This window comes from Streptomyces sp. NPDC031426 (genome assembly GCF_055581585.1).
In genome coordinates this window covers 92,513-113,813 of sequence record NZ_JBVIJE010000025.1, presented here as the reverse complement: position 1 = coordinate 113,813, position 21,301 = coordinate 92,513, and the positions used below count along the sequence as shown (strand labels likewise).

17 protein-coding genes and 4 pseudogenes are annotated in these 21,301 nt (G+C 68.1%); 12 read left to right on the top strand and 9 right to left on the bottom strand.

What is annotated here, in order from left to right; genetic code table 11:
* The coding region (locus tag ACZ5NH_RS35470) for a transposase (protein WP_468781207.1) at positions 1–399 on the top strand (399 nt) is incomplete at its 5' end.
* A 113-nt stretch (positions 400–512) separates the two neighbouring features.
* On the opposite strand, the gene ACZ5NH_RS35465 is transcribed toward ACZ5NH_RS35470, so the two are convergent.
* Together ACZ5NH_RS35465 and ACZ5NH_RS35460 are read right to left on the bottom strand one after the other, a co-directional pair.
* Complete coding sequence (locus ACZ5NH_RS35465) at positions 513–1,043, bottom strand: DUF1003 domain-containing protein (protein ID WP_468781205.1); 531 nt, start codon at positions 1,041–1,043, stop codon at positions 513–515.
* A gap of 241 nt (positions 1,044–1,284) precedes the next feature.
* A pseudogene (locus ACZ5NH_RS35460) lies at positions 1,285–1,428 on the bottom strand (ferredoxin); the annotation flags it as partial.
* A 519-nt stretch (positions 1,429–1,947) separates the two neighbouring features.
* On the opposite strand from ACZ5NH_RS35460, the gene ACZ5NH_RS35455 reads away from it, so the two are divergent.
* The 3 genes and pseudogenes from ACZ5NH_RS35455 to ACZ5NH_RS35445 all read left to right on the top strand — a co-directional run.
* Entirely contained in the window at positions 1,948–3,678 is a 1,731-nt protein-coding gene (locus ACZ5NH_RS35455) for an L-aspartate oxidase (RefSeq protein WP_468781203.1), read from the top strand.
* Between the two features lie 232 nt (positions 3,679–3,910).
* Positions 3,911–4,123, top strand: a complete 213-nt coding sequence (locus tag ACZ5NH_RS35450; protein ID WP_468781201.1) for a hypothetical protein — start codon at positions 3,911–3,913, stop codon at positions 4,121–4,123.
* A 477-nt stretch (positions 4,124–4,600) separates the two neighbouring features.
* Positions 4,601–5,073, top strand: a pseudogene (locus ACZ5NH_RS35445) (transposase); the annotation flags it as partial.
* Positions 5,074–5,522: 449 nt separating this feature from the next.
* Here ACZ5NH_RS35445 and ACZ5NH_RS35440 read toward each other — a convergent pair.
* Both ACZ5NH_RS35440 and ACZ5NH_RS35435 read right to left on the bottom strand, forming a co-directional pair.
* Complete coding sequence (locus ACZ5NH_RS35440) at positions 5,523–5,861, bottom strand: hypothetical protein (RefSeq protein WP_451556641.1); 339 nt, start codon at positions 5,859–5,861, stop codon at positions 5,523–5,525.
* 568 nt (positions 5,862–6,429) lie between these two features.
* A complete protein-coding gene (locus tag ACZ5NH_RS35435; protein WP_468781199.1) occupies positions 6,430–7,785 on the bottom strand; it encodes an NAD(P)/FAD-dependent oxidoreductase in 1,356 nt (451 codons plus the stop codon).
* 397 nt (positions 7,786–8,182) lie between these two features.
* Here ACZ5NH_RS35435 and ACZ5NH_RS35430 point away from each other — a divergent pair, with 397 nt between their 5' ends.
* Positions 8,183–8,446: a DUF5133 domain-containing protein gene (locus tag ACZ5NH_RS35430; protein WP_468781197.1), complete on the top strand. Its 264-nt coding sequence runs from the start codon at positions 8,183–8,185 to the stop codon at positions 8,444–8,446.
* Between the two features lie 173 nt (positions 8,447–8,619).
* Here the strand turns inward: ACZ5NH_RS35430 and ACZ5NH_RS35425 are convergent.
* A pseudogene (locus ACZ5NH_RS35425) lies at positions 8,620–8,790 on the bottom strand (LuxR C-terminal-related transcriptional regulator); the annotation flags it as partial.
* 237 nt (positions 8,791–9,027) lie between these two features.
* Positions 9,028–9,693 (bottom strand): nitroreductase, encoded by a 666-nt coding sequence (locus ACZ5NH_RS35420; RefSeq protein WP_468781195.1) that lies wholly within the window; start codon positions 9,691–9,693, stop codon positions 9,028–9,030.
* Positions 9,694–9,841: 148 nt separating this feature from the next.
* Between ACZ5NH_RS35420 and ACZ5NH_RS35415 the strand changes: the two genes are divergently transcribed.
* Positions 9,842–10,492, top strand: coding sequence for an FMN-dependent NADH-azoreductase (locus tag ACZ5NH_RS35415; protein WP_468781193.1), 651 nt, complete (start codon positions 9,842–9,844; stop codon positions 10,490–10,492).
* Positions 10,493–10,929: 437 nt separating this feature from the next.
* Here ACZ5NH_RS35415 and ACZ5NH_RS35410 read toward each other — a convergent pair whose 3' ends face one another.
* On the bottom strand, positions 10,930–11,415 hold the full coding sequence (locus ACZ5NH_RS35410; RefSeq protein WP_468781191.1) for a MarR family winged helix-turn-helix transcriptional regulator: 486 nt from the start codon (positions 11,413–11,415) through the stop codon (positions 10,930–10,932).
* 813 nt (positions 11,416–12,228) lie between these two features.
* Between ACZ5NH_RS35410 and ACZ5NH_RS35405 the strand changes: the two genes are divergently transcribed.
* From ACZ5NH_RS35405 to ACZ5NH_RS35385, 5 genes are all read left to right on the top strand, one after another.
* Positions 12,229–13,107 (top strand): patatin-like phospholipase family protein, encoded by an 879-nt coding sequence (locus ACZ5NH_RS35405; protein ID WP_468781189.1) that lies wholly within the window; start codon positions 12,229–12,231, stop codon positions 13,105–13,107.
* The gene (locus tag ACZ5NH_RS35400; RefSeq protein ID WP_468781187.1) at positions 13,104–14,327 is read left to right on the top strand and encodes a macrolide family glycosyltransferase; all 1,224 of its coding nucleotides are present in this window, start codon (positions 13,104–13,106) and stop codon (positions 14,325–14,327) included. Before ACZ5NH_RS35405 ends, ACZ5NH_RS35400 begins: the two co-directional genes overlap by 4 nt.
* A 3-nt stretch (positions 14,328–14,330) precedes the next feature.
* Positions 14,331–14,816 (top strand): hypothetical protein, encoded by a 486-nt coding sequence (locus ACZ5NH_RS35395; RefSeq protein WP_468781185.1) that lies wholly within the window; start codon positions 14,331–14,333, stop codon positions 14,814–14,816.
* The gene (locus tag ACZ5NH_RS35390) at positions 14,813–15,751 is read left to right on the top strand and encodes a hypothetical protein (RefSeq protein WP_468781183.1); all 939 of its coding nucleotides are present in this window, start codon (positions 14,813–14,815) and stop codon (positions 15,749–15,751) included. Before ACZ5NH_RS35395 ends, ACZ5NH_RS35390 begins: the two co-directional genes overlap by 4 nt.
* A 109-nt stretch (positions 15,752–15,860) precedes the next feature.
* Positions 15,861–16,544: a TetR/AcrR family transcriptional regulator gene (locus ACZ5NH_RS35385; RefSeq protein WP_468781181.1), complete on the top strand. Its 684-nt coding sequence runs from the start codon at positions 15,861–15,863 to the stop codon at positions 16,542–16,544.
* A gap of 248 nt (positions 16,545–16,792) precedes the next feature.
* On the opposite strand, the pseudogene ACZ5NH_RS35380 reads toward ACZ5NH_RS35385, so the two are convergent.
* Positions 16,793–17,326 (bottom strand): annotated as a pseudogene (locus ACZ5NH_RS35380) (sugar phosphate nucleotidyltransferase); the annotation flags it as partial.
* Positions 17,327–18,873: 1,547 nt separating this feature from the next.
* Complete coding sequence (locus ACZ5NH_RS35375; protein ID WP_468781179.1) at positions 18,874–19,443, bottom strand: TetR/AcrR family transcriptional regulator; 570 nt, start codon at positions 19,441–19,443, stop codon at positions 18,874–18,876.
* A gap of 293 nt (positions 19,444–19,736) precedes the next feature.
* Between ACZ5NH_RS35375 and ACZ5NH_RS35370 the strand changes: the two genes are divergently transcribed.
* On the top strand, positions 19,737–21,110 hold the full coding sequence (locus ACZ5NH_RS35370; RefSeq protein ID WP_468781177.1) for a carboxypeptidase regulatory-like domain-containing protein: 1,374 nt from the start codon (positions 19,737–19,739) through the stop codon (positions 21,108–21,110).
* The last annotated feature ends 191 nt before the right edge of the window (positions 21,111–21,301 follow it).

Sequence of the window (21,301 nt, the reverse complement as noted above, 5' to 3'; positions counted from 1 at the left end):
GCGAACGGACTGCCCCTGGTCGTCGGCGTCTCGGCCGCCAACACCCACGACAGCGAAGCGCTGAAGCCCATGGTCGAGGGTCACCAAACGAGACATGACCCCCACCGCGGCCGCCACTTCAAGCCCCAACGCCTGCACGCCGACAAGGCGTATGACATCCCCCACCTGCGAAAATGGTTACGCGGCAAGCGCATCGGCGTGCGCATCGCCCGTAAAGGCATCGAGTCCAGCGAACGGCTGGGCCGCCGAAGGTGGGTGATCGAGCGGACGATCTCGTGGCTGTCCGGCTACCGCCGACTCAGCCCCCGCTACGAACGCCACTCCCGCAACTACCTCGCCTTTCTCGGCCTCGCCGCAGCACTGTGCTGCTACAAGCGACTCCTCCGCATCACCACATAGGACACCGTCTAAACCACGACGGCTGACGGTGAGCGGGAGGACTGCTCACCATCGCACGCCGCGACACCGGGGACGACAACGATCTAGGCGTCCACCGGTGGTCAGGGCCACGTTCACAAGGTCTCTGGGTCCACCGGCTGAGCCTCGGACGCCGGGTCCATCGCACTCCTGCTCTGCTGGATGATCTCCTGAACGTGACGCTCGATCTCCTCCGGATCCATGCCGAGCGCCTTACCTATGTGCACCGCCCAGACTTCGACGCGAAGATTGGTCTCGAAATCCAGATCGGCCCGCACGTTCTCCCGTGCCGCTTGCCGATTCTGACTCACCATCACGAACGTGGACAGGAAGATGGCCTCCAGGCTCACGATCATGGTGAGCAGCCCGAACGGGTAGGGGTCGAAGACATCTGCCGAGCCGAGCAGCCCCAGGTTGAGGGCGATCCACACCGCAAACCAGGCGGCGTGAAGGTAGACGAACCCCATCGTGCCGGAGAAGGCGGTGATCGCGTCTGCGAACCGGTCCTGCGACGTGCGCATCCTGGCGGACACCAGCCGCTCGTGACGCATGCGGGAGCCGAGGCGATGCGTACCGCCAGGAGCGGAGGTCGACCGGAAGGCTTGGTCTCCGGAGTGTACGGTCATTCCCACACATTTCCTCGGTGATCAACACTCCGCCCGGGCCAAGACGGTCACCGGCGTAGACGTGGACGTCATCGCCCACCTTCCTGTCCCAGACACTGCTGTTGGGTAACCACCGGAAGCGGTCGGGAGCGTGGCGACCTGCCCGTTCTTCGAGCTGCCGACCGCTCTTGGGTGCGGGGGCATCGCCGGGTCTGCTGGGACAGTGCCTTGTCAGCAGGGGACCACACATCGGCGTCAACGCCGGTGTGGATGCACGACGGTCCACGCGCTCGGAAGAGCTGATGCAGAGCATCCGGTTGCCCTCGTAGATGCAGTCCTCTGGGCATTCCATGACGCAAGCTCTGTCTTTGACGTCGACACAGGGCTGCGCAATGACGTACGTCATCTTCTCCTCTTCCGTCCCACTGAGATGATCGGCAGTGAGCTGGCTCGTGCAGGCGGCCGTCCGGGTAGAGGTATGACCATGAAGGCCACGATGTTGTGACAGCCCGCGAGTATCTCGTCGAGGCCTTCGCCGGGGTTGTCACACGATGAGGGGTTGAACGGTGGTCTGACTGCGGTCAAGGCGGTGGAGGCTGCGCGGGAGCACGGGGCCGCAGAGGCCCGCTCATCATCAGCGGCGAAGGGGGGAAGCCGTACATTCGGCTCCGTCGCTGTGCAAGGGTCACCCCAGGTGCTGCCGACTGCCCTCGGCAACGTCCTGTGTCTGCGTCGTGTGAGCGGCAGTGACGGCTCAGGTCCGCCCTGGGGACGGGCGAAGACCGCGGTGATCGACATCGCTTCTCGCCCACGTCCATGTCGGTGGACGCCACCCACCGCGCGAGCGTCAGCAGCGGAGGGTGTCACAGATCCCGGGACGGTGTGGTCGTAGTGAGTGACAACCACTCGGCGATCGGAGTAGACGGTGACTGTCACCGAACAACGTATTTCCACCACGGTGCTGGTGATCGGCACCGGAGGTGCTGGGCTGCGAGCAGCGATCGAACTGGCCGAGGCCGGTGTCGACGTCCTCGCAGTCGGCAAGCGCCCCAAGGAAGACGCTCATACGGCACTTGCCGCCGGAGGAATCAACGCGGCCCTCGGCACGATGGATCCCGAGGACAGCTGGCAACAGCACGCCGCCGACACTCTCAAGGAGAGTTATCTGCTGGCCGATCCCCGCACCGTGGAGATCGTCACTCAGGGCGCCGCCCAGGGCATCCACGACCTGGAACGGTACGGCATGGCCTTCGCCCGGGAGGAGGACGGCCGGATCTCCCAGCGCTTCTTCGGCGCGCACAAGTTCCGGCGAACCGCCTTCGCCGGTGACTACACCGGTCTGGAAATCCAGCGCACGCTGATCAGGCGCTCGGACCAGCTCGACATCCCGGTGCTCGACGGCGTCTACATCACCCGGCTTCTGGTCCACGATGGAGCCGTTTTCGGCGCCTACGGCTTCGACCTCGCCCGTGGAACGCGTTATCTGATCCATGCCGACGCCGTCATTCTCGCGGCGGGCGGCCACACCCGTATCTGGCGGCGCACCTCCTCACGGCGCGACGAGAACACGGGCGACTCGTTCCGCCTGGCCGTGGAGGCCGGGGCCCGCCTGCGCGACCCCGAGCTGGTCCAGTTCCACCCCTCCGGGATCATCGAGCCGGAGAACGCGGCCGGCACCCTCGTCAGCGAGGCCGCGCGCGGTGAGGGCGGCATCCTGCGCAACGCGCTCGGGGAACGGTTCATGACCCGCTACGACCCTGCGCGCATGGAGCTGTCCACCCGCGACCGCGTGGCCCTGGCCTCCTACACGGAGATCAAGGAAGGACGCGGCACCCCCAAGGGCGGAGTGTGGCTCGACGTCTCCCACCTGCCACGGCAGACGATCATGACGCGGCTCCCCCGTGTCTACCAGACCCTGCTCGACCTCCAGATGCTGGACATCACCCGCGATCCGATCGAGATCGCGCCCACCGCGCACTACTCGATGGGCGGGGTGTGGGTGCGCCCCGAGGACCACAGCACCGACGTACGCGGCCTGTACGCCATCGGTGAGGCGTCCAGCGGGCTGCACGGCGCCAATCGCCTCGGGGGGAACAGTCTCATCGAGCTGCTGGTCTTCGGCCGCATCACAGGCCAGGCCGCCGCCGCCTACTCGCAGTCCCTGACCGCCCAGCCGCGGTCCGCGTCGGCCGTCGCACAGGCCCGCGCGGAGATCGACGATCTGCTCGCCGCCGACGGACCGGAGAACGTCCGCGCCCTGCAGCGTGCCGTCCGCAACACCATGACCGAGCATGCGGGAGTCGTACGCGACGAAGACGGCCTGCGCGCCGGGCTGGAGGAGCTCGCGGTGATCGAGAAGAGGATGGAGAACGTCGGCGTGCACCCGGACATCGCCGGCTTCCAGGATCTCGCGCACGCCTTTGACTTGAAGTCCGCAGCCCTGTCAGCCAGGGCCACCCTCGAAGCAGCGCTCGAACGTCGCGAGACCCGCGGCTGCCACAACCGCAGCGACTACCCCGCCCAGGATCCCGCCCTTCAGGTCAATCTCGTGTGGTCCCCCACGACTGGTGTCACGCGCGAGAGCATTCCGGCCGTCCCGGACGAGATTTCCGCGCTGATGGAAGAGGTCTCGACCGACGGAAAGCTTGCCGAATGACCCGGTGCAACACCGCGAGCCACGTAACGGCGACACGCCCGTCCGATCTCCTTCGAGTACACCAGGTGGCCACCGCCTGATTCTTGCGAAACCCTGCCACAAGGAGAGCTGATTTTCCTGCCTCTCCCAGTGCAGACCAAATTTCCACGGGCGGGGTCCTGATCAGCGACAAGGTGAAGCTGAATCTTGAAATCTCTGCTGTGCAGCCGGAGCAGGCGCAAGGCGCCTGGAGATGCCTGTGAAGAAGGCGCCGCTGATCGTGGGCGGCAGCTGGTTCCTCTCGCGGCCGGCTGCCGGGGAGCTGCCGGCACTCGGCCGACCGCAGCTGGGCATCGAAGCCGATGCCTGGCTCGTCGCGTCGGCCGCCCACGGTGCGAAGGATGCCGGAGGTCACACGAATGTGATCCCGACGGTGGTCGACGGCGCGCGTCGCCGGGTGCGGTGACCTCACAATCGCCGTACGGGACACCGTCGTCGGCCAGGGTGTCGTGAACAAGGCCGGCTGCCCTCTCGCTGTCCCACAAGTCCGACCAGGGCCTGGGGAGGCACCCAGCGGATAATCAACGCCAACAGGGCACCTCCCTTTGGGCTTGTCCCGGGCCGACATCAACGGCCGCCCAGCCTTGCGGCCGCAGGATGACCCAGCCATCCGGCGTGACCGGCACACCGGTCAACTCGCCTTCCCACCCTGCTGCCCGACCGTCCCCATGCCCCAACCGGTCAGGCGAGCCGGACGTCGGCGAGCTGTACAAAGCCGCTCCCGCACCGCGCGAAGCAGGCAGACAGACAGACAGACAGACAGACGACACCAATACTCAGAGCATGAATCGTGGTGAGGACGATCGCCACCGGCAGCGACGGGCGCTGTTCCGGGATTCGGGACTGCAACCTGGGGGACGTCGACAACGTGACCCACGGCCCCGCCTACCGTAACCGGCCTCTGGATGCCGGCCTGTACTCGTTCGTCTCGATTGATGCGCTGTCCCAGAAGGTTCGCGAGGGCGGCCGCATCATCAATGTCCACGCGTTGATCGTGGCCGGTATCAACGCCGACGGGCACCGCGAGACCTCGGCCTGGGCGTGGCCACCGCCGAGGACGGCGTCGGCTGGCCGGTCTTTCTGCGCTCGCTGATCGTCCGCGGTCTGTCCGGCGTCCAACTGCTCATCTCCGACGCGTGCATGGACCTGGTCCACGCGATCGACGCCACTCTGCCCGGCTCGAGCCGGCAGCGATGCCGCACCTATGACGCCCGCGCCTGCTGAGCCAGGTCCCCAAAGTCGGCCGAGCCCCGGGTGGCCACATTGCTGCGGACTATCGTCGAACAGCCCGACGCCGACGCCGTCCAGGCCCAGATGGCGTGCACGTGCTAAACGCCCTGGAAGCCGAGTTGCCGTCGATACACCACTCCGCCAATGGCATCTTCGCTACTGCTCCCGCGAGTTCGCCATCCCACTACCACCTCGAAGCGCGGGCCTACCCAGAACGCCGACGCCAGGCCTGGGACACCAGCACCGAATCGATCCGCATCCTCGAACGCACGCTTTCCGAGTCGTCTACCGGTCCATGCTCCGCCACGCTCACCCTCGCTGACAGGAGCGTTGCGCCGCCCGGCCGATGACTCTGCGGCAGCTCCCGGGCTGCACAGACGCTGCGTCGCAGCATCGAGGGCACTGATTGCGGACCGCTGCCGAAGTCCGCGACCGTGCCGCGACCTGGCGCAGGGACCGCCTCCGTCACGTGCCGGGGTGAGGGAGTCGGCCGCCCGGGCAGAGGGATGCGTCCGCCTGTTCCACTGCCGACAGGCTGGGAACCGGAACAGCTGTGGGCGGAGCACGCCGTTGGTTCAGTCCAACGTCCCCAGCATCACAGCGACACAGAGCATGGCCACGGTGATCAGAGCCATCGCGGTCATCGTCCCTCGCAGCCAGCGCCCGAAGCGGACGTGATGCTGCTCTTCCACCGCACTGATGCGGTCTGCAATGTGATCCGTCAGTATGCGGGCGACGTACCTCTGCTCGTCGAGATACCACCGCTCGATGTCCAACTTCTGCTCCTGGGTCAGCCCCGGCGCCCGCGCGGTGAAGTCCGCCACGCGCTGACGTGCTGCTTGCAGATGAGACTCCTCGTACAGGAATGCCTCGATGTCGGTGAGGCCGCGCGCGGCCTCATCACTCACGTCCATGGGGTCCTCCACAGGAACTGCGGGAAGCCCAGTTGCGGCGATACCGGATCTGGGCGGGTCGATTGCCTCACCGAGGGTGCGTGAAGGCATGCACGTTCGGACTGTCGGCCATGCTGCGCACCCGGACTGCGCTCAGGGCTGCTGAGCGGTCTGCTGCCGTCACCTGTCGGTGCCAGTAGGCCGACCTGAGGCGATCACGGGAACGGCAGACAGGTGCGCTCGTTTGAGGCCGTCTCATCGGCAGTTGGGCGGATGTGGTAGGTCGGTTGAGGGGACCGTCGGCGAGGCAGGCCACGCTCGACGCACCGGCCACCAGCGAGCGTCCTCCAGGTCCGGAAAGAGTGAGCCGACCGTAAGGCCAGTCACCGTAAGGAGTCGGCGATGTGTGCGTCAGCGCCCGGCAAGAGGTCACCGCGCCGGAAGCCGCACCGAGGAGGGACTACGGGCGCCGGTGCGGGTGACACGAACGACCCTGCCTGCCTGGCGATCACCGGGTGAACGACTTCCAGCGCCTGCCCCCGCACGCGCCTCGCCGCTGGCTCTCAGCCGTTGAACCTCTCTGGCATGCTCATGCGGCCGTGTGGTCACTCGCCCGGCTCTCGCCGAGGTGGTGCGGATTGCCGTTCGTGACGAACGCGTCCCGTGGATGCTGAACGGAGGCGAGGGAAACGAGGTCTCTGCCCCACAGCGCGGCGGTGAGCCAGACGGTGAGAACGCGGACCTTGCGCTCCCAACTCGGCACAGCCAGGACGTGATAACCCCGGTGCATCAGCCAGGCGGGAAATCCCTTGATGACGATGTTCTTGTATTGGAAGATGCCTCGTCCGAGACCCAGCGTCGCCACCACTCCCAGACTGCTGTGGCGATAGTCCCGGATCCTGCCCCCCTGAAGGCTGGCCGCGATGTTCCGCGCAAGGCGCTTGCCCTGCCGCACGGCGTGCTGGGCGTTCGGCACCGTGTGTGCCCCCGGTATGGGCGAAGCCAGGTCGGGAACGGCCGCATCGTCGCCGGCCGCCCACACATCCGATACGGGTTCACCGTCGGTATCCACGCGGAGATCCGGCCGGACCACGAGCAGGCCTCGCTCGTCGACGGGGAGATCCGTGTGGTTGTGCACGACCGGGTTCGAGGCGTTGCCGGCGGTCCAGACGATCAGCGCGGAATCGAATTCCTCTCCGCTGGAAAGCACGACGTGGCCATCCTCGGCGGAGAGCAGTTGCGTGTTCAGATGGACGTGCGCGCCACGCTCTTCCAAAGAGCGCACGACCCAGGCACCTGGCTTGTCTCCCACCTCGGGCAGGATTCGCCCTCGGGCCTCAACCAGGTGGAACGACAGATCCTCGAAGCTCAGTTCCGGGTAGAACTTGACCATCGCAGTCGCCAGCGAGAGCAGTTCACCGAAGCCCTCGACACCGGAGAACCCGCCGCCCACGAATGTGACGGTGAGCAGCTTTCGCCGTTCAGCGCCAGGCGGCAGCGACGCCGCCTGGTCGAACGCCGTCATCAGCCGGTCACGAATGGCCACCGCCTCCTCCACGTGCTTCAGGCCTATCGCGTGCTGCGCCAGCCCGGGTATGGGGAAGGTGCGGGTCACGGCGCCGGCAGTGACCACGAGGGTGTCGTACTGAAGCTCACAGACTCCTCCGCTCGCAGGTCGGACGACCACCGTCCGGTCAGCATGTCGGATCTCGGTCACGCTCCCCGCTATCAGCCGGGTGCTGCGCAGATGCCGCCGCAACGACACCGCAGCGTGACGTGCCTCGACCGATCCAGCCGTCACCTCCGGCAGGAAGGGTTGGTACGTCATGTAGGGGCGCGGGTCGACAACCGTGACCCGCGCCTCACCCCTACGCAGCTTCTTCTCAAGGCCCCATGCAGCGTAGAAGCCCGCGTAACCGCCACCGACAATCAGAATCTCACGCATTGGTCCCTCTGTTTGTTGTTCGACACCAGATAGACAAGACGTGGCAGGACGGTGTGACACGGCCATGGGTGGAACCCTGCTGATCAGCCGGTGGCGGGCCCCTGCGACAACGACCTCGTCAGCCCCTCCGCCTCGGTTTTGTGATTCCGGAACCGTCAAATCCGTCACAGCAGTTGGGTGCATCCGGTCTTCACTTCAAGGCAGCGGTGCGAGCCTCGGCCGCACGGACGCTGTCGCCGCCGGACGCCAGGGGTGGCATATCGACCCGTCCGGCGATGAACGGTCATTCACCTGTGCAGGGCAACAACCACGGAGGTGCACGACAGTGTGCAAGGACTCAGCGGGCGCGACCTCTGTCCGCGACGAGGCACTCGACTCGAACATCGAGAGAGGGGGCATGGCCGTGCTGCTCGTTCCGGATCCGAAGGTCGTCAGAAAGCTGCTGACCCGGTACGCGTCCCTTCAGATCGAGCTCGCCAGAAGCGGGAGGCGGGACGAGGCACGCGAGCTTGACGACGTGAGTTATACGCTGTGCGTCACTATGGGAACCCGGAACGTGCAGGAGGCCATAGCGGTCGCCGACACGCTGCTCGCGGCCAGGACCGGACAGGAGACCCTCCAGAAGCCGGACGGCCAGAACGGTCTGCCGGTGACGATCTGAGGCGTTGTCAAGACGGCAATGCTCGAACGGATGCGTGGTGCCGGTTCGTCGTGACCATGTGCGAGCCTCGTCAGCGGTCCTGTCGAAGCTTCACGGGCACCCGTCGGCCCACCGGAAGTAAATCCGGAGATCTTTCAGCCGATGCCGGATGCCGGATGCCGGATGCCGACAGATCATTCCGGGTCGTCGGACACATCGGCCTTGGACTGTTCTTCGTGGAGGGCGGCAAGCGCGGCGGCGAGCTTGCCCCGGCTTGTGATGCCCAGGCGTGGATAGATCCGGTACAGATGGGCCCCGACGGTGCGGTGGGAGATGAACAGGCGCTGGCCGATCTCCCGGTTGCTGGGAAAAGGGCGGTGATCCGGTCGGCACCCCCCCATCCCGTGGGCCTCACACCAGCCGAAATCCGTCGTCTGCCGCCAGCTGTACCCTGCCGCCATTCTGCGCACCGCGACCACACGGTGAACTCGTCCCGATGGCGGCACCGCCACCACACACGCACCCGACGGTGTCATTGCATGCAGCAGTGGGACACGTCGTCGGGACGGCCGGCACAAGACCGCACGTGCTGGGGCGAAGGGCTAACCCTCGACGAACGTGACTGTCTCGTCGAGCGGCGCCCGACCCGTACGGGGCTGGCTCAGTGTGGTGTCCTCGAACCCGATCGACATGCCGCAGAAGAGGATGAGCTCCTCCGGGGGTGACAGGACCTCCGCGACGGTCTTGCGATACTTCGCCCACGCCATCTGCGGGCAGCTGTGCAGCCCTTCGGCCCGGAGCAGCAGCATGACGGTCTGCAGATACATGCCGACGTCGGACCACTGGGGCCGGCCCATGTCGCGGTCGATGTAACAGAACAGGGCAGCTGGCGCGCCGAAGCAGTCCCAGTTCGCGGCAGCGGCCCTCTGGCGCGCCTCCAGGTCCTCGCGCGGGATGCCGAGTGCGCCGTAGCGCTGCTCACCGAAGGCTGATCGGCGCTCGCGGTAGGGCGACTTCAGTGCCGGGGGGTACTGCTCGTACTCCGGCTCGTCCCAAGGGTCGCCTGCGGCTAGGCGTTCGCCGGTGCACTTCTTGAGTTCGGCCAACGGCCGGCCGGTCAGCACGTACGTGTGCCACGGCTGGATGTTCGATGCGGAGGGCGACCAAGCGGCCGCGGACAGCACGCGCTCCAGCACCTCCCTCGGGACCTGCTGGTCGGTGAATCCGCGCACCGCTCGTCGGCTCCTGACCGCCTCGTAGACGTCCAAGATTGTCTGCCTCCTCGACCTGGCTCAGCGTCCACGTTCATTTCACCTGCGATAGTATCACTCAATACCGTCTCGTGTTCGACTATCGTCGAGCGTCGATCCAGAGCCCCTGGTTTCCCGCCTCGGGCGCCGCTCTTTGGAGAAAGCCATGGCCACGCTGCTGCACATCGACTCGTCCGTCTTCCCTGGCGAGACGTCCTCGTCCCGCTCGGTCGCGAACGCCTTCCGTCAGGCCTGGGAGGAGCAGGACCCGGAGGGCACGGTGATCTACCGCGACCTCGCCGCCGACCCCGTCCCGCACATCACCGCCGACGCATGGTCCGCCGGATACGCCGCCCCCACCGAGCGCACGCCGGAGCAGTCCGCCGCGTTCGCCGCACGCGTGAAGCTCATCGAGGAGCTGGAGCAGGCGGACGCCGTCCTGATCGGCGCCCCCATGTACAACTTCTCGATCCCCTCGACCCTCAAGGCGTGGCTGGACAGCGTGCTCCTGCTCGGCCGCACCGCCGGCGAGACCCCCTCCGCCCAGGGCACCCCGGTCACCGTCGTCGCCAGCCGCGGCGGCTCCTACGCGCCGGGCACCCCGCGCGAGGGCTACGACTTCGTGCAGAACTACCTTCAGGCCGTCCTCAAAGGCACCCTCGGCCTGGACCTCGACTTCATCGTCCCGGAACTCACCATGGCTCCCCGCAACCCGGCCATGTCCGAGCTGCTCCCCCTCTACGAGGCCTCCCGCGAGCGCGCCTTCCAAGAGGCGACAACCAAGGCCAAGGCACTTGCGGAGCGCCTCGCCGCGTAACCCTCCCGGCGCGAAGACACCGTGTGACGCTTCGCCCCAGGACGTCACACGGCGTCCTCATTTCCTGCGTCCTCTCCGATGGCCATGGGAACGCTCCACGCCTGGGGCCGGTGGGCTGGCCGGGCGGCGGCCTACGCGACGGGATGGCCTGAGAGGACACTCTCGATCAGTGGCCGCACATGGTGAATAGCCGGCCGAGCACCACGGTGCGGCCGGGAGACCATGCCGCATGTCTCCAGACAGTTCCAATGCTCGCGACACATACACCTGGTAGCCGTGCGCACAGTTCCGTCCCGTCCGCGGCGAAGGCCTGACCGCCGCCAGAAGCCAGGGAGGCGCACAGCGACAACGGTCGCAGCCCTCAGGGCGGGGTTCGCCACGAAAGCCGCACACGGCGAAGCGCGCACGCGTGACAGCCAATCGGTGCAGGGGCGCGCCTACCTTTCTCCGTCCGCGGGATGGGCGAACCGGGTCAGCAGATCCGTCAGCCGCTCATGCTCGCCGCGCCCCAGTTCGGCAACCAGACGCTCGGCCAGCGGCTCCGCCGCCACGTGGGCGGCATCGAAGAGCTCCAGCCCCTCAGGGGTGATCTCCACTGCCCGCACCCGCCGGTCCCCCGGAACGGCCTTGCGTACGGCAAGACCCTTGCGCTCCAGGTCGTCCACGATGCGCATGATCCCGGCCTTGTCCGATCCCGTCGCCGCCGCAAGGTCCCGCTGCACCATGGGCCCCTGATTGACCAGCTCGATCAGTACCGCGAAATGCCGCAACTCGATACCGAGCGGTCGAAGCGCCTCCCCCATCACAGCGGCCGCACGCCAGTGCGCCCGGCGCAGCAGCAGACCGAGAGCGAAAGGCGAGGCGTCCCCGGGACGGTCGGTCACACGCGAGGCGGTGGTCTGGTGAGGAACATCGGCGGACATGAGGCCACACTACCGCCATCCACACACCCGATACGGTATCGAATGAAACCAAATCAGCCGCGTCTGCTGCGCAGCCCTCCCCCTCACACCGGTAGAACCTGGCCCTTGAGGCAGGGCCAGATACCGGCACGCGACCCACGTCCCACGTCCGGCTCTGCCGCACGGCCCTTGCGTTCACGATCCCGACTGCGCAGTCATCCTCCCCCTGATCACCAGTGCCCAGGCCGACCGCGCAGGGGCGGCCGATGCCTGGCACACGGACCGCAGAAGACCTACGCCTCCATGCTTCACGGGCACGGCGCCGCAGTGGTGGGAGCCGTCCAGCACCCCGACCTTGGTGTGTCCTCCCGGAGTTTCATCCCGGGGTTCAACAAGGTGCCGTCGGGAGCCCGTCCACCCGGACTTTGCGGAGCATGCACGCGTTCAACGGCGGCACAAGGGCTTCCGGCGTCGCTCGGTTCGATTCCGAGCCGCCGAGGCACCGGGGCCCTGATCAGCGGCACTTGCGCCGGACCAGCGGGTCTTTCCACCAGACACGCCCGGCTCGCGGTGTCACAGACCCGGTAGTCGCCCGGTCCCTAGTGGGGAAACCAATCCGATTCGGCGCCATGGTGAGAAAGGCGGAACGTGAGGGCTACTTGTCGCAAAAAACCAACCTCACTGGCACGCTTCCGCAGCGGAAGCTACTCGTCGAACGGTCGTGGCCGTGAGCGGTGTCGAACTGTGACGGGAGGCAAAGGGACACGTCTCCTGTCATCGCGCCGCCCGTCCAAAGCCCCGGCGTCGGCGGGCTCGCGCGCCCTTCCCTGGCCCATGGTCACGATGGTGGACGGCGGTGGCGTGCCTGGAGCGATGCACGTTGTTTTCAGGTACGCGCTGGAGCAGCGCGGACTCGTCCCGGACATGGTCATCGGAACCTCGCTGGGTGCCCGCTACGGCGTCATCGCGGCCACCCGTCCCGACACCGCCGCCCCGTGCCTGGACCACACGTGGACCCCATCGCATCAGCGTGAGGTGTATCCGCTCGGCTACGTGGTCTCCCGGGCCGGTGTCCTCACCGGCCGCGGCCCGCGCCGGCTCATCGCTCGTGCTGGGCTGCCGTCGCGTATCGAGCAGTTGTCGGTCTCGTTCACCGCGGTGACCATGGACCCGGTCACCGGCGAACCGGCGCTGATCGGCCTCGGAGACCTCGAGTCCGTGCCGCCGGCCGGCTCAGCCATTCCCAAGATGTTGCGCCCGATGAACCGTGAGGGCCGGGTGCTCGTCGACGGCGGGGTGGTCGCCTGCGTCCCGGTACTGGCGGATCCGCAGACCGGGCCGGCCGACGTGATGGTGGTGGCGACCGGGCCGGAGAACTCGCCGTCGCGCCCGACCACCCCGCGCCGACCTGCCGGTGCGATCGTCGCCCGGGTCAGGCGGCTCTCGCTGCACCATCAGATCGGGCGTGACCTGCGCGAGGTGTCCGAGCACATCCCGATCGTCGTGCTGCCGAGCGGCTTCGAAGCCTGGCCCGCCCCGAGGGACTTCCGCCGATCCCAGCGACTGATCAACTCCGCGGCCCGCACGGCGGGTCGCTTCCTCGACGGGATGCGCGTCAGCGGGCCGTACCTGCACGGCGTCGACAACGCTTCGACGGCAGCCGCCCGCCCGGGCGAGACATCAACTTCTTTCACTTCGGGAGTCGGTCTGTGAGCACCATCGCGTTCCTCAACATCGGCATGCACGGGCACGTCAATCCGACACTGCCGATCGTGGCCGAGCTCGTTCGGCGGGGCCACACGGTGACGTACCACACCCCGGCCGCGTTCCGTGAGGAGATCGAGGCCACCGGCGCGACCGTGTACCCCTACCCCGGGGGTGATCAGCCGCTCCCTGATCCCCCGACGCCGGTCACCTTCATGGAGGCGCTCGCGCGCACCGCCGTCCGCCTGCTTCCCACTGTGCTCACCGACCTGCGCCGCGTCCGACCCGACCTGATCGTCCACGACAGCGCCTGCTTGTGGGGCGCGGTCGCCGCGCGTGAACTCAAGGTGCCGGCGGCATCGTCGTTCACCACGTTTGCCTACAACCGGCATGTCCCCAGCGTCACCCGCGGCTCGTGGGAGCTTCTGGTCGCGGCGAAGGCTCAACCCCGCAGTGCCCGGGGCTACCTGCGGTCTCGTTGCGGGCTGCACCGCCGCTTCGACATGCGCGGGTTGCCGCTGCTCGACCTGGTGAACATCCGCCAACCGCTCAACCTGGTCTACACCTCGCGGGCTTTCCAGCCGGCGGTCGAGGAATTCGACCAGTCCTACCGGTTCGTCGGCCCAAGTGTCGGCGCCCGCCCCATCGACCCGTCGTTCCCGGCCGAACGGCTGCAGGAACCTGTGCTGTACGCCTCGCTGGGCACGGTGTTCAAAGCCGCCCCGCAGTTGCTGCGCAGCTTCGCCATCGCGCTCGCCCCGCTGGGCAGCACCGTGATCGTCGCCACCGGGCATACCGATCCGGCCGCGTTGGAACCGTTGCCGGCCAATGTGCTCACCCGCCGCTTCGTGCCGCAACCAGAAGTCCTGGCCCACGCGGCGTTGTTCGTCACTCATGGCGGAATGAACAGCGTCAACGAGGCCCTGTACGCCGGGGTTCCGATGCTGGTGGTCCCGCAGGGCGCCGACCAGCCGATGGTGGCCCGGCGCGTCGCCGAGCTCGGCGCCGGCCTGTCGATCCGCGCCCAGGACGTCACCGAGGGATCCGTGCGCGCCCTCGCCGGGCGCCTGCTCGGCGACTCCCGGTTCTGGGCAGCCGCGACCACCCTGCAGGACGCCCAGCACAAGGCCGGTGGATACCGGCGCGCCGCCGACGAACTCGAGCGGTACCTGCATGGGGCCGGCTCGGTCGGTCGGTCGGCTCCGGTAGCTCCCGCACAGCGAGGTTGAGCGATGTCACTTGTCGTCATCCTGCTGGTGCTGGCCGGGCTGTCGGAGGCCGTCGGGCGCGTCCTGCCTCTGGTGGCACGCCGACCTGGTGTGTCGCGGACCTATGTGGCCGGGTTGCTGCTCCTCGGTGGCCTCGTCCAGGGTGCTGCGTTCGCGCTGTGGCCGCCGACCGCGAGGGCCCTGGCCGAACTCGTGCACTCCCCCCGGCCGCCAGGCGGGGGGCTGGTGTGGACACCGGGCCTGGTCACCCCGCTGGTGCTCGCTGCCGTCGTGGCGTTCCCGTTGCTCGGGCCCCTGCTCCATCTGCTGCTCCTTGTGTGGGTGGGGGCCGGAATGGCCGGTCCGCTCGCTGCGGCGACCGGGCTCGGCTGGTGGGCCGCAGCCGGTTGCGTGGCCGTCTCCGGAGCAGGGATCGGTGTCGCGGTAGAGGCCGTTCGGCGATGGGTCGTGGCGGTCGGTGCGACCACGGCGCCGGAGGCGATCGCATGACGAACTTCATGTTCTGGGTGTGGGCGCTCGGGCCGGCTCTGCTCGTCGAAGCTCTGCTGGCCCGGTACGAGGTGCTGGTCTACAGTGCCGGCTGGCGGGCCCCCACGACCGAGCTCCGGGCGGGCATGTCCCATGCCCGGGGTGCGGCTGCTGACAGTCCTCCGGATGCTTACCTGGTCTATCTGGACGGCATCGGGAAACGCCGCGCCCGCGACACCCGGGACGGCGGCCGGCTGGTCAAGGCCCTGATCGCCCGAGCGCCGGAGCTGCGGGTGCTGGGTCAGGTGCAGCCCTACTCGCCGCTGGCCGCCCCGCTTGCTGACCGGCCGGTTTGGGCGTGGCTGCGCCGCCGCGTCGGGCTGCTGCTGTTCCTGCACAATGTCATGCAGACATTCGTCGCCGCCGACCCCCGGTACCGCCCCCAGTACAACCGGGCCATCGGCTCCCAGATCGCCACACAGCTCCGCCTCGCCGGCTACCAGCCCGACAGCGGTATCCCCGTGGTGCTGCTGAGCTACAGCGGCGGCGCTCAGGTCGCCACCGGTGCGGTCGAAGAATTGCGCACCCGCCTACGCGCCCCGCTGCTGCTGATCACGCTCGGCGGGTTCCACAACGGCGCCAACGACCTCACCCATGCCGAGCACATGCACCAACTCACCAGCGCGAGCGACTGGATTGAGCGGGTCGGCACCTGGATCTTCCCGCAGCGCTGGCGACTGTTCCGCCGTAGCGGATGGAACCGGGCCGACCGCGCCGGGAAAATCACCGTGCATCGGCTCGACCCGGCCACCCATTTCGGGCCGCGCAGCTACATCAGCCCGGACGCACGGCTGCCCGATGGCCGCAGCCACCTCGACCACACCACTGACACCGTGATCGCGGTCATCCGTGCCCGCCACAGCGCGACCGCGGCGGCAGAAGACCGGTTGTCATGAGAGTCCCGGCTCGCGTGCGCACCCCACAGCCCGGAACGCCTGGGGCTAAGCCCCTTGTCAGGGGCCTCCGCCGCGACGTCCGTCGCCTCAATCACTCACGGAGAGGGCCATGGACGACAAAGCCGGGAGTCCGCACCAGAACAATGCCGCCCACCGTATTGCCGCGACCCGCGGCCTACGGCCCTCGCGCGGTAAGGGCCGGCGACAGGGACAGAGCAGCACCAGGAGCCAGATCCTCACGGCCGCGCTCCAACTCTTCGCCGCAAAGGGCTATTCGGGCACCACGATGCGCGGAATTGCCCAGCAGGCACAGGTGGATCCGGCGCTGATCCACTACTTCTTCGCCAACAAGGGTGGCCTCTTCCGGGACGCTGTTTCCTCGCGCATCGGCCTGTCCGCCCTCTTCGACTCCCTCACGGACAAGGAGGCGGAGGCCGGGCTGGAAAGCCGCGGAAAGTGGATCGCCCGCACATTCCTCTCCTTCTGGGAGGACGAGTCGACCCGCCCCGCGCTGGTCGCCGTCTACCGGAGCAGCCTGTCGGACGAGGCGACGGCCAAGGCGTTCCACGATCAGATCGAGGCAGCCTTCGCATCGTGTCTGGGCCGCATCGCGCCCGAGGAGACCGAGCGGACACCGGTGTTCACGTCGTTGGTGTCCGCGCAACTGGCCGGCGCCGTGATGCTGCGCTACGTCCTCGCGGTCGAACCGCTCGCCTCACTCCACTTCGAGGACCTCGTGGAGTGGCTCGCCCCCGCCCTCGAGGTCCACTTCGACCGGTTGCCCCAGGAGTAGGCGGAGGGGGCGCCATGGGAATGGGCCGCCGACGAGGTCCCGGTTCCGATCCCCGACTGCACTGCTCCTCCCGGCGCTTCGGCGGTCTGGTCCCACGCCGGTACAAAGACGCCTCGCTGGGGGCGGGCAAGCAACGAATCCGGCTTGTTCGACCGAGGACGGTTCGAAGACCCGTTGAGGTGCCATGAGGTGCTCCTTGTGTTGGGCCATTCGCTGCGGGCGGGCGGCCCAACACAGGAAACGGTAGGTCAGGTGCTGATTCCCGGCCGGATGGCGGCAGCACGGTCGACGTCGAGTCCGGCGACCAGGCCGCGCAGGACGGGGCCGCATTCCGGGTGAGCGAGGGCGAACGCCATCTGTGCGACCAGGTAGTCGGCCGGGTTGCCGGTGTCGTGCCAGCGGCCCTTGATGACCTGCCCGTACACCGCACGGGTGGAGGCATAGGCGTTGATGGCGTCGGTCAGGTAGACCTCACCCGTCCTGTGCTCGTACCACCGGCAGGTCTGCACACGTAGTTCGTCGATGATGCCGGGGGTGACGACGTAGCCGCCGATGGCCGCGTACGACGACGGGGCGGCGGCGGGTTCGGGCTTTTCGACCAGGCCGGTGATGCGCAGTTGGCCGTCTCCGAGGTCTTCCCTGACGATGGGCACGCCATAGCGCTCGGAGTCGGCGGGATCCATCGGCATGAGGGCCAGCACAGGGCAGCCCGTCTGCTCATACGCGCGGATCAGCTGCTGTGCGCGGGGGACCTCGGCCACGAAGACGTCGTCGGGCCACAGCGCTCACGACGCGGTCGACACGCAGATCCGTAGGTCGTGCAGAGCGGACGTGACGGCAAATCGTCTGCGGCCGCGCGCTTCGAGGAGGCCCGCGTACCGCGTGCAGGCGTATGCGTTCTCCACCGCTCGGACGCCTCACTCCCGGCCTTCCGGGCTCTGCGAGGCCTGTCCTACGAGGCCAGCGTGATGATCGCCGGCGTGCCCTGGCGGGCCGGCTTCGCGCAGGGGCGCAGCGAATCGACCTTCTCCAGGCGGGCGGCGACGGCAGGATCGATGTCCGGCCACGTGACCAGGCTCAGCGCCCCGTGGAAGCAGGCGGCGAAAAACTGCTCGGGTTCGTCCCCTGGCCGTCTTCTCCCAGTTCGGCAGGCATGCGCAGGTCGAGGTCCAGGACTCCGTCGGCCGTGCGGGCTCTTCCGAAGCCCGCCCGTGACTCGCTGTCCCTTCGCTCCCCCCACCGTCGTGATGCAGACGGGGGCGAAGGAGTCTCCGTCGAAGCCCTGCCGGTGGACGGATTCGGCGGCCAGATCCCCTCGATCACCGCACGACTCCGTCGATGCAGCACGACACGGGTTTACAGGGAGCCGACAGCCGCTGGAGAGCCCACATCGTTGGGGGAGGTCAGCGCCCGTCCGCCTCGTCACCTCCCGTCGACACGTGCTGCGAGACGCCCAGCTATGACTGGAGCCCAAGGAACGAACTGCATCGGATTTCATCCTCTGAGCACCTTCGCGTCTTGGGGAATCTCGGATTCCAGGCGACCAGTTGACCGACGAGGCACTCCACTTGTGACAGTCGGAGACACACAACACACCAGACCAAGAGCGCCCTGCACCGCCGAACCCGTTCACGTACACCCGCAAGGCCTTGTCCGCAGTACCGTGAATCCCCGGATCAGCGGCGGGAACGCGGGATCGCTTCCGCAGGATGTCACCTGCCGCGGCGCGCAAGGCCGTTGAGCATGTGCTGTTTCCCGGGATCGATGTGCGGATGGAAGGGGTGAGCGACTCCCGCGACGTCTGAGTGGTGGAGGCGGCGTCGATGGCTCGGTCCAGGCCGGTGCCCGAACTGCCGTAAGCAGGCCAGGCGAGGTCTTCGTTCGACTGCGGGTGCGCCAGCACTTCTGCGACCGCAGGAGCTGTTCCCGCACGACGTTCGTCGAGCAGGTGCCGGGTCTGTCCGAGCGGCCACCGCCGTTCCAGTACCGGCCTGACGGGCCGGCCGCAGTCGATCGCCAACGAGCGCGGCGACTGACGGCGAGTCGGACTCGTCTGCTCAGGCCGCTGACGGCGCCAGCCGCGTCGGGCCGGGCCGGGCCCCACGGTACGTGGAGTAGACGAGTTCGCCGTCCGCAAGGGATGCACCTACGGAACCGTGCTGTTCGATGTCGAGGCCGACCGGACCGTGGAGGTGCTGCCCGACCGCACCTCGAACCCCCGTGTTCACTGCTGCTTGCCTGCGTGGACGAAACCGCGGGACCGAACTACCAGCCTGCCTCGCGACTGCAGGAGCGATACCGGGACCCCGTGGAGGGCGGGGTCACAAGTTCAGTCGGCCGCCTCGACGGCGTCCCTGATGAGCTGGCGGGCGGCCGCGTCGGTACGGGCGGCGTCATGGGTCACCAAGCGGTCCTGGCACAGACCACGCAGGCCGGAGACGAGGACCGTGGCCGCTGTCCGCGCCTGCTGTGGCGGGTGACCCAGCCGGACGTAGGCCGCGGAGATGGGGCCGATCATGACCTCGACGGTCTCGGCCGCGATGTCGCCGTACTGCTCGGGATCGGTGGCGGCCAGGCTGAGCAGCTGCAGCAGCATGCGGACCGGCCCGGACTGCTCCCCGACGGTCATCGCCTCCCACAGGGCATGGGCCGCCTCGCGCAGTCCCGCGCTGTCGCGGACGCCGTCGAACATCGCGTGCGCGTCGGGACGGCAAGCGGCCAGTGCCTGCGCCAGCAGGTTCTCGCGGCTGCCGAAGTAGTACAGAAGCATCCGCTTGGTGGTGCCGATCGACTCGGCGAGCGGACTCAGCGACATCTGGGCGACGCCGTGGTGCTGGAGGTGGTTCACCACCTGCTTCAGCAGCTCGGCGCGCTTCTCGGCGTTGACGGGGCGAGGCACCCTTTGACTGTACCGACCGGTACGCGTAAGGTCCAGCAGGCGTAGATGTGCCGATCGGTACATTAATCGAGTGGCGCCATGGCGATGGTCGGGCGCGGGGCAGCCGAGAGGGGCGCCGTGAAACTGTTTGGACCGCGAGTAGTGAGGGACCACCGGTACCGGAGAGGCGGCCCGGGGGTTGCCGGGCATCCGGTCGGCCGTGTGCCCCGCGGGCTGTGCGGCATGGCTCGCCGCGGCGGCCGAGGGGTGGTGGTCCTGTGAAACACCGGATCGAGCAGCCCCGGGGCGTATCCGTGGCCAGAGTCCTCGTCGAGACCCTCACGATCCCGGCAGTGCTCTTCCTCGGCCTGCTCTTCTGCTTCCCCATGGCCTTTCATCAGCCTCAGCCCCACCACGCCAAGCTCGTGATCGCCGATCCCGCGGTGGAATACAGGGTCGAGACCGCTCTGCAGCGGCAGCATCCCGGCGGGTTCGACGTCACCGCCGTGGCAGACGCCCGAGAAGCCCGCCGGGCGGTGCTGGACCGGAACGCCGTGGCAGGTTTCACCGCCACGGGCAGACATGCCGTGCTCTACGTGGCCAAGGCCAACGGCGCGTCCCTCGAGCAGGCGCTGACCAAGGGCTTCGCCCAGCTCGCGGCGCACAACCACCAGAAGCTCACCGTCACGGACGTGGCCCCCACGGTCAGCAAGGACGGATCCGGCGCGACCCTGGTCTACTTCGGAATCGCCTGGAACGTCCCCGGCTACATACTCGCCACGACCCTGCTGCGGGCGGTGACCTTCAACCGGCGCAACAAGCTCATCACAGTCGCGGGCGCCGCCGGCCTCTTCAGCGCCGTGGGTTTCCTCGTCGGCGTGGGACTGGGCTTCTTCCCCAACGACCCCGCGGCCCTGGCGATCGCCTTCCTGCTCACCACGGCCGTGGCCACGTTCTCCCTCGGCATGGCGCCCTTCGTCAAGCACTTCTTCCCCCTGACGGGTCTGGGCCTGTACGTCGTGCTGAGCGTTCCCTCCAGCGGCCTGGTCCCCGTCCAACTGCTGCCCGGGTTCTTCCAGGCCCTGCACGCCATCATGCCGCTGGGCAACGCGGTCGACGCCCTGAGAGGAGTGCTGTACTTCGACGGCGCCGGGGTGCTGAAGCCGGTCCTCGTCCTGGGCGGGTGGATCACCGCGGGTACGGCGCTGCTGGGCCTCGACGCCTGGCGGCACCACCGCATGGCCGTACGACGGGGAGCCCAGGACGAGCAGCAGGACATTCCCGAACCGCCGGTGGAGGACCCCTCCCTGGAGATGCCCACACCCACCGCGCTCCCGGTCCACCCGCATCACTTCGGCGAGCTGTTGCCGATGCTGGAGGGCACGGTCCGTGACGGCGAACAGCAGCCCCTCCGTCATGCCGCGGTGACCGTCATGGACACCGGCGGCCGGCAGTTGGTGCGGACCACGACGAACGCGCGGGGCGAGTACGCCGTGACCGGACTGCCCGAGGGGTACATCAGCGTGGTCGTCTCGCACCCCGGCCGAGACCCCCTGGTCCACCAGAAGCTGCTGCAGTCCGGTGTGGCCGTCCGCGCCGACTTCACCCTGCACGACCGGCGCAACGGGACGTCAACTCGCGCGGCCGCTCAACGCCTCGATCTCGGACACGCAACTCACGGCTCTTGAGACCCCCCGGGTGACGTTGGCCGGCGCCGACGAGATTGATGCGCCCTGCTCGACGCACACCTCGACAATCTCGGTTTCCCGGAATTCCGCCGCGCCTGCATGGCGGTGGACCACGACGCCATCGCACAGTCGGAGGGCCCGGGCGAAGCCATCGCCCAATTCGCCGAGCCCAAGCGGAACAGGAATGCCGT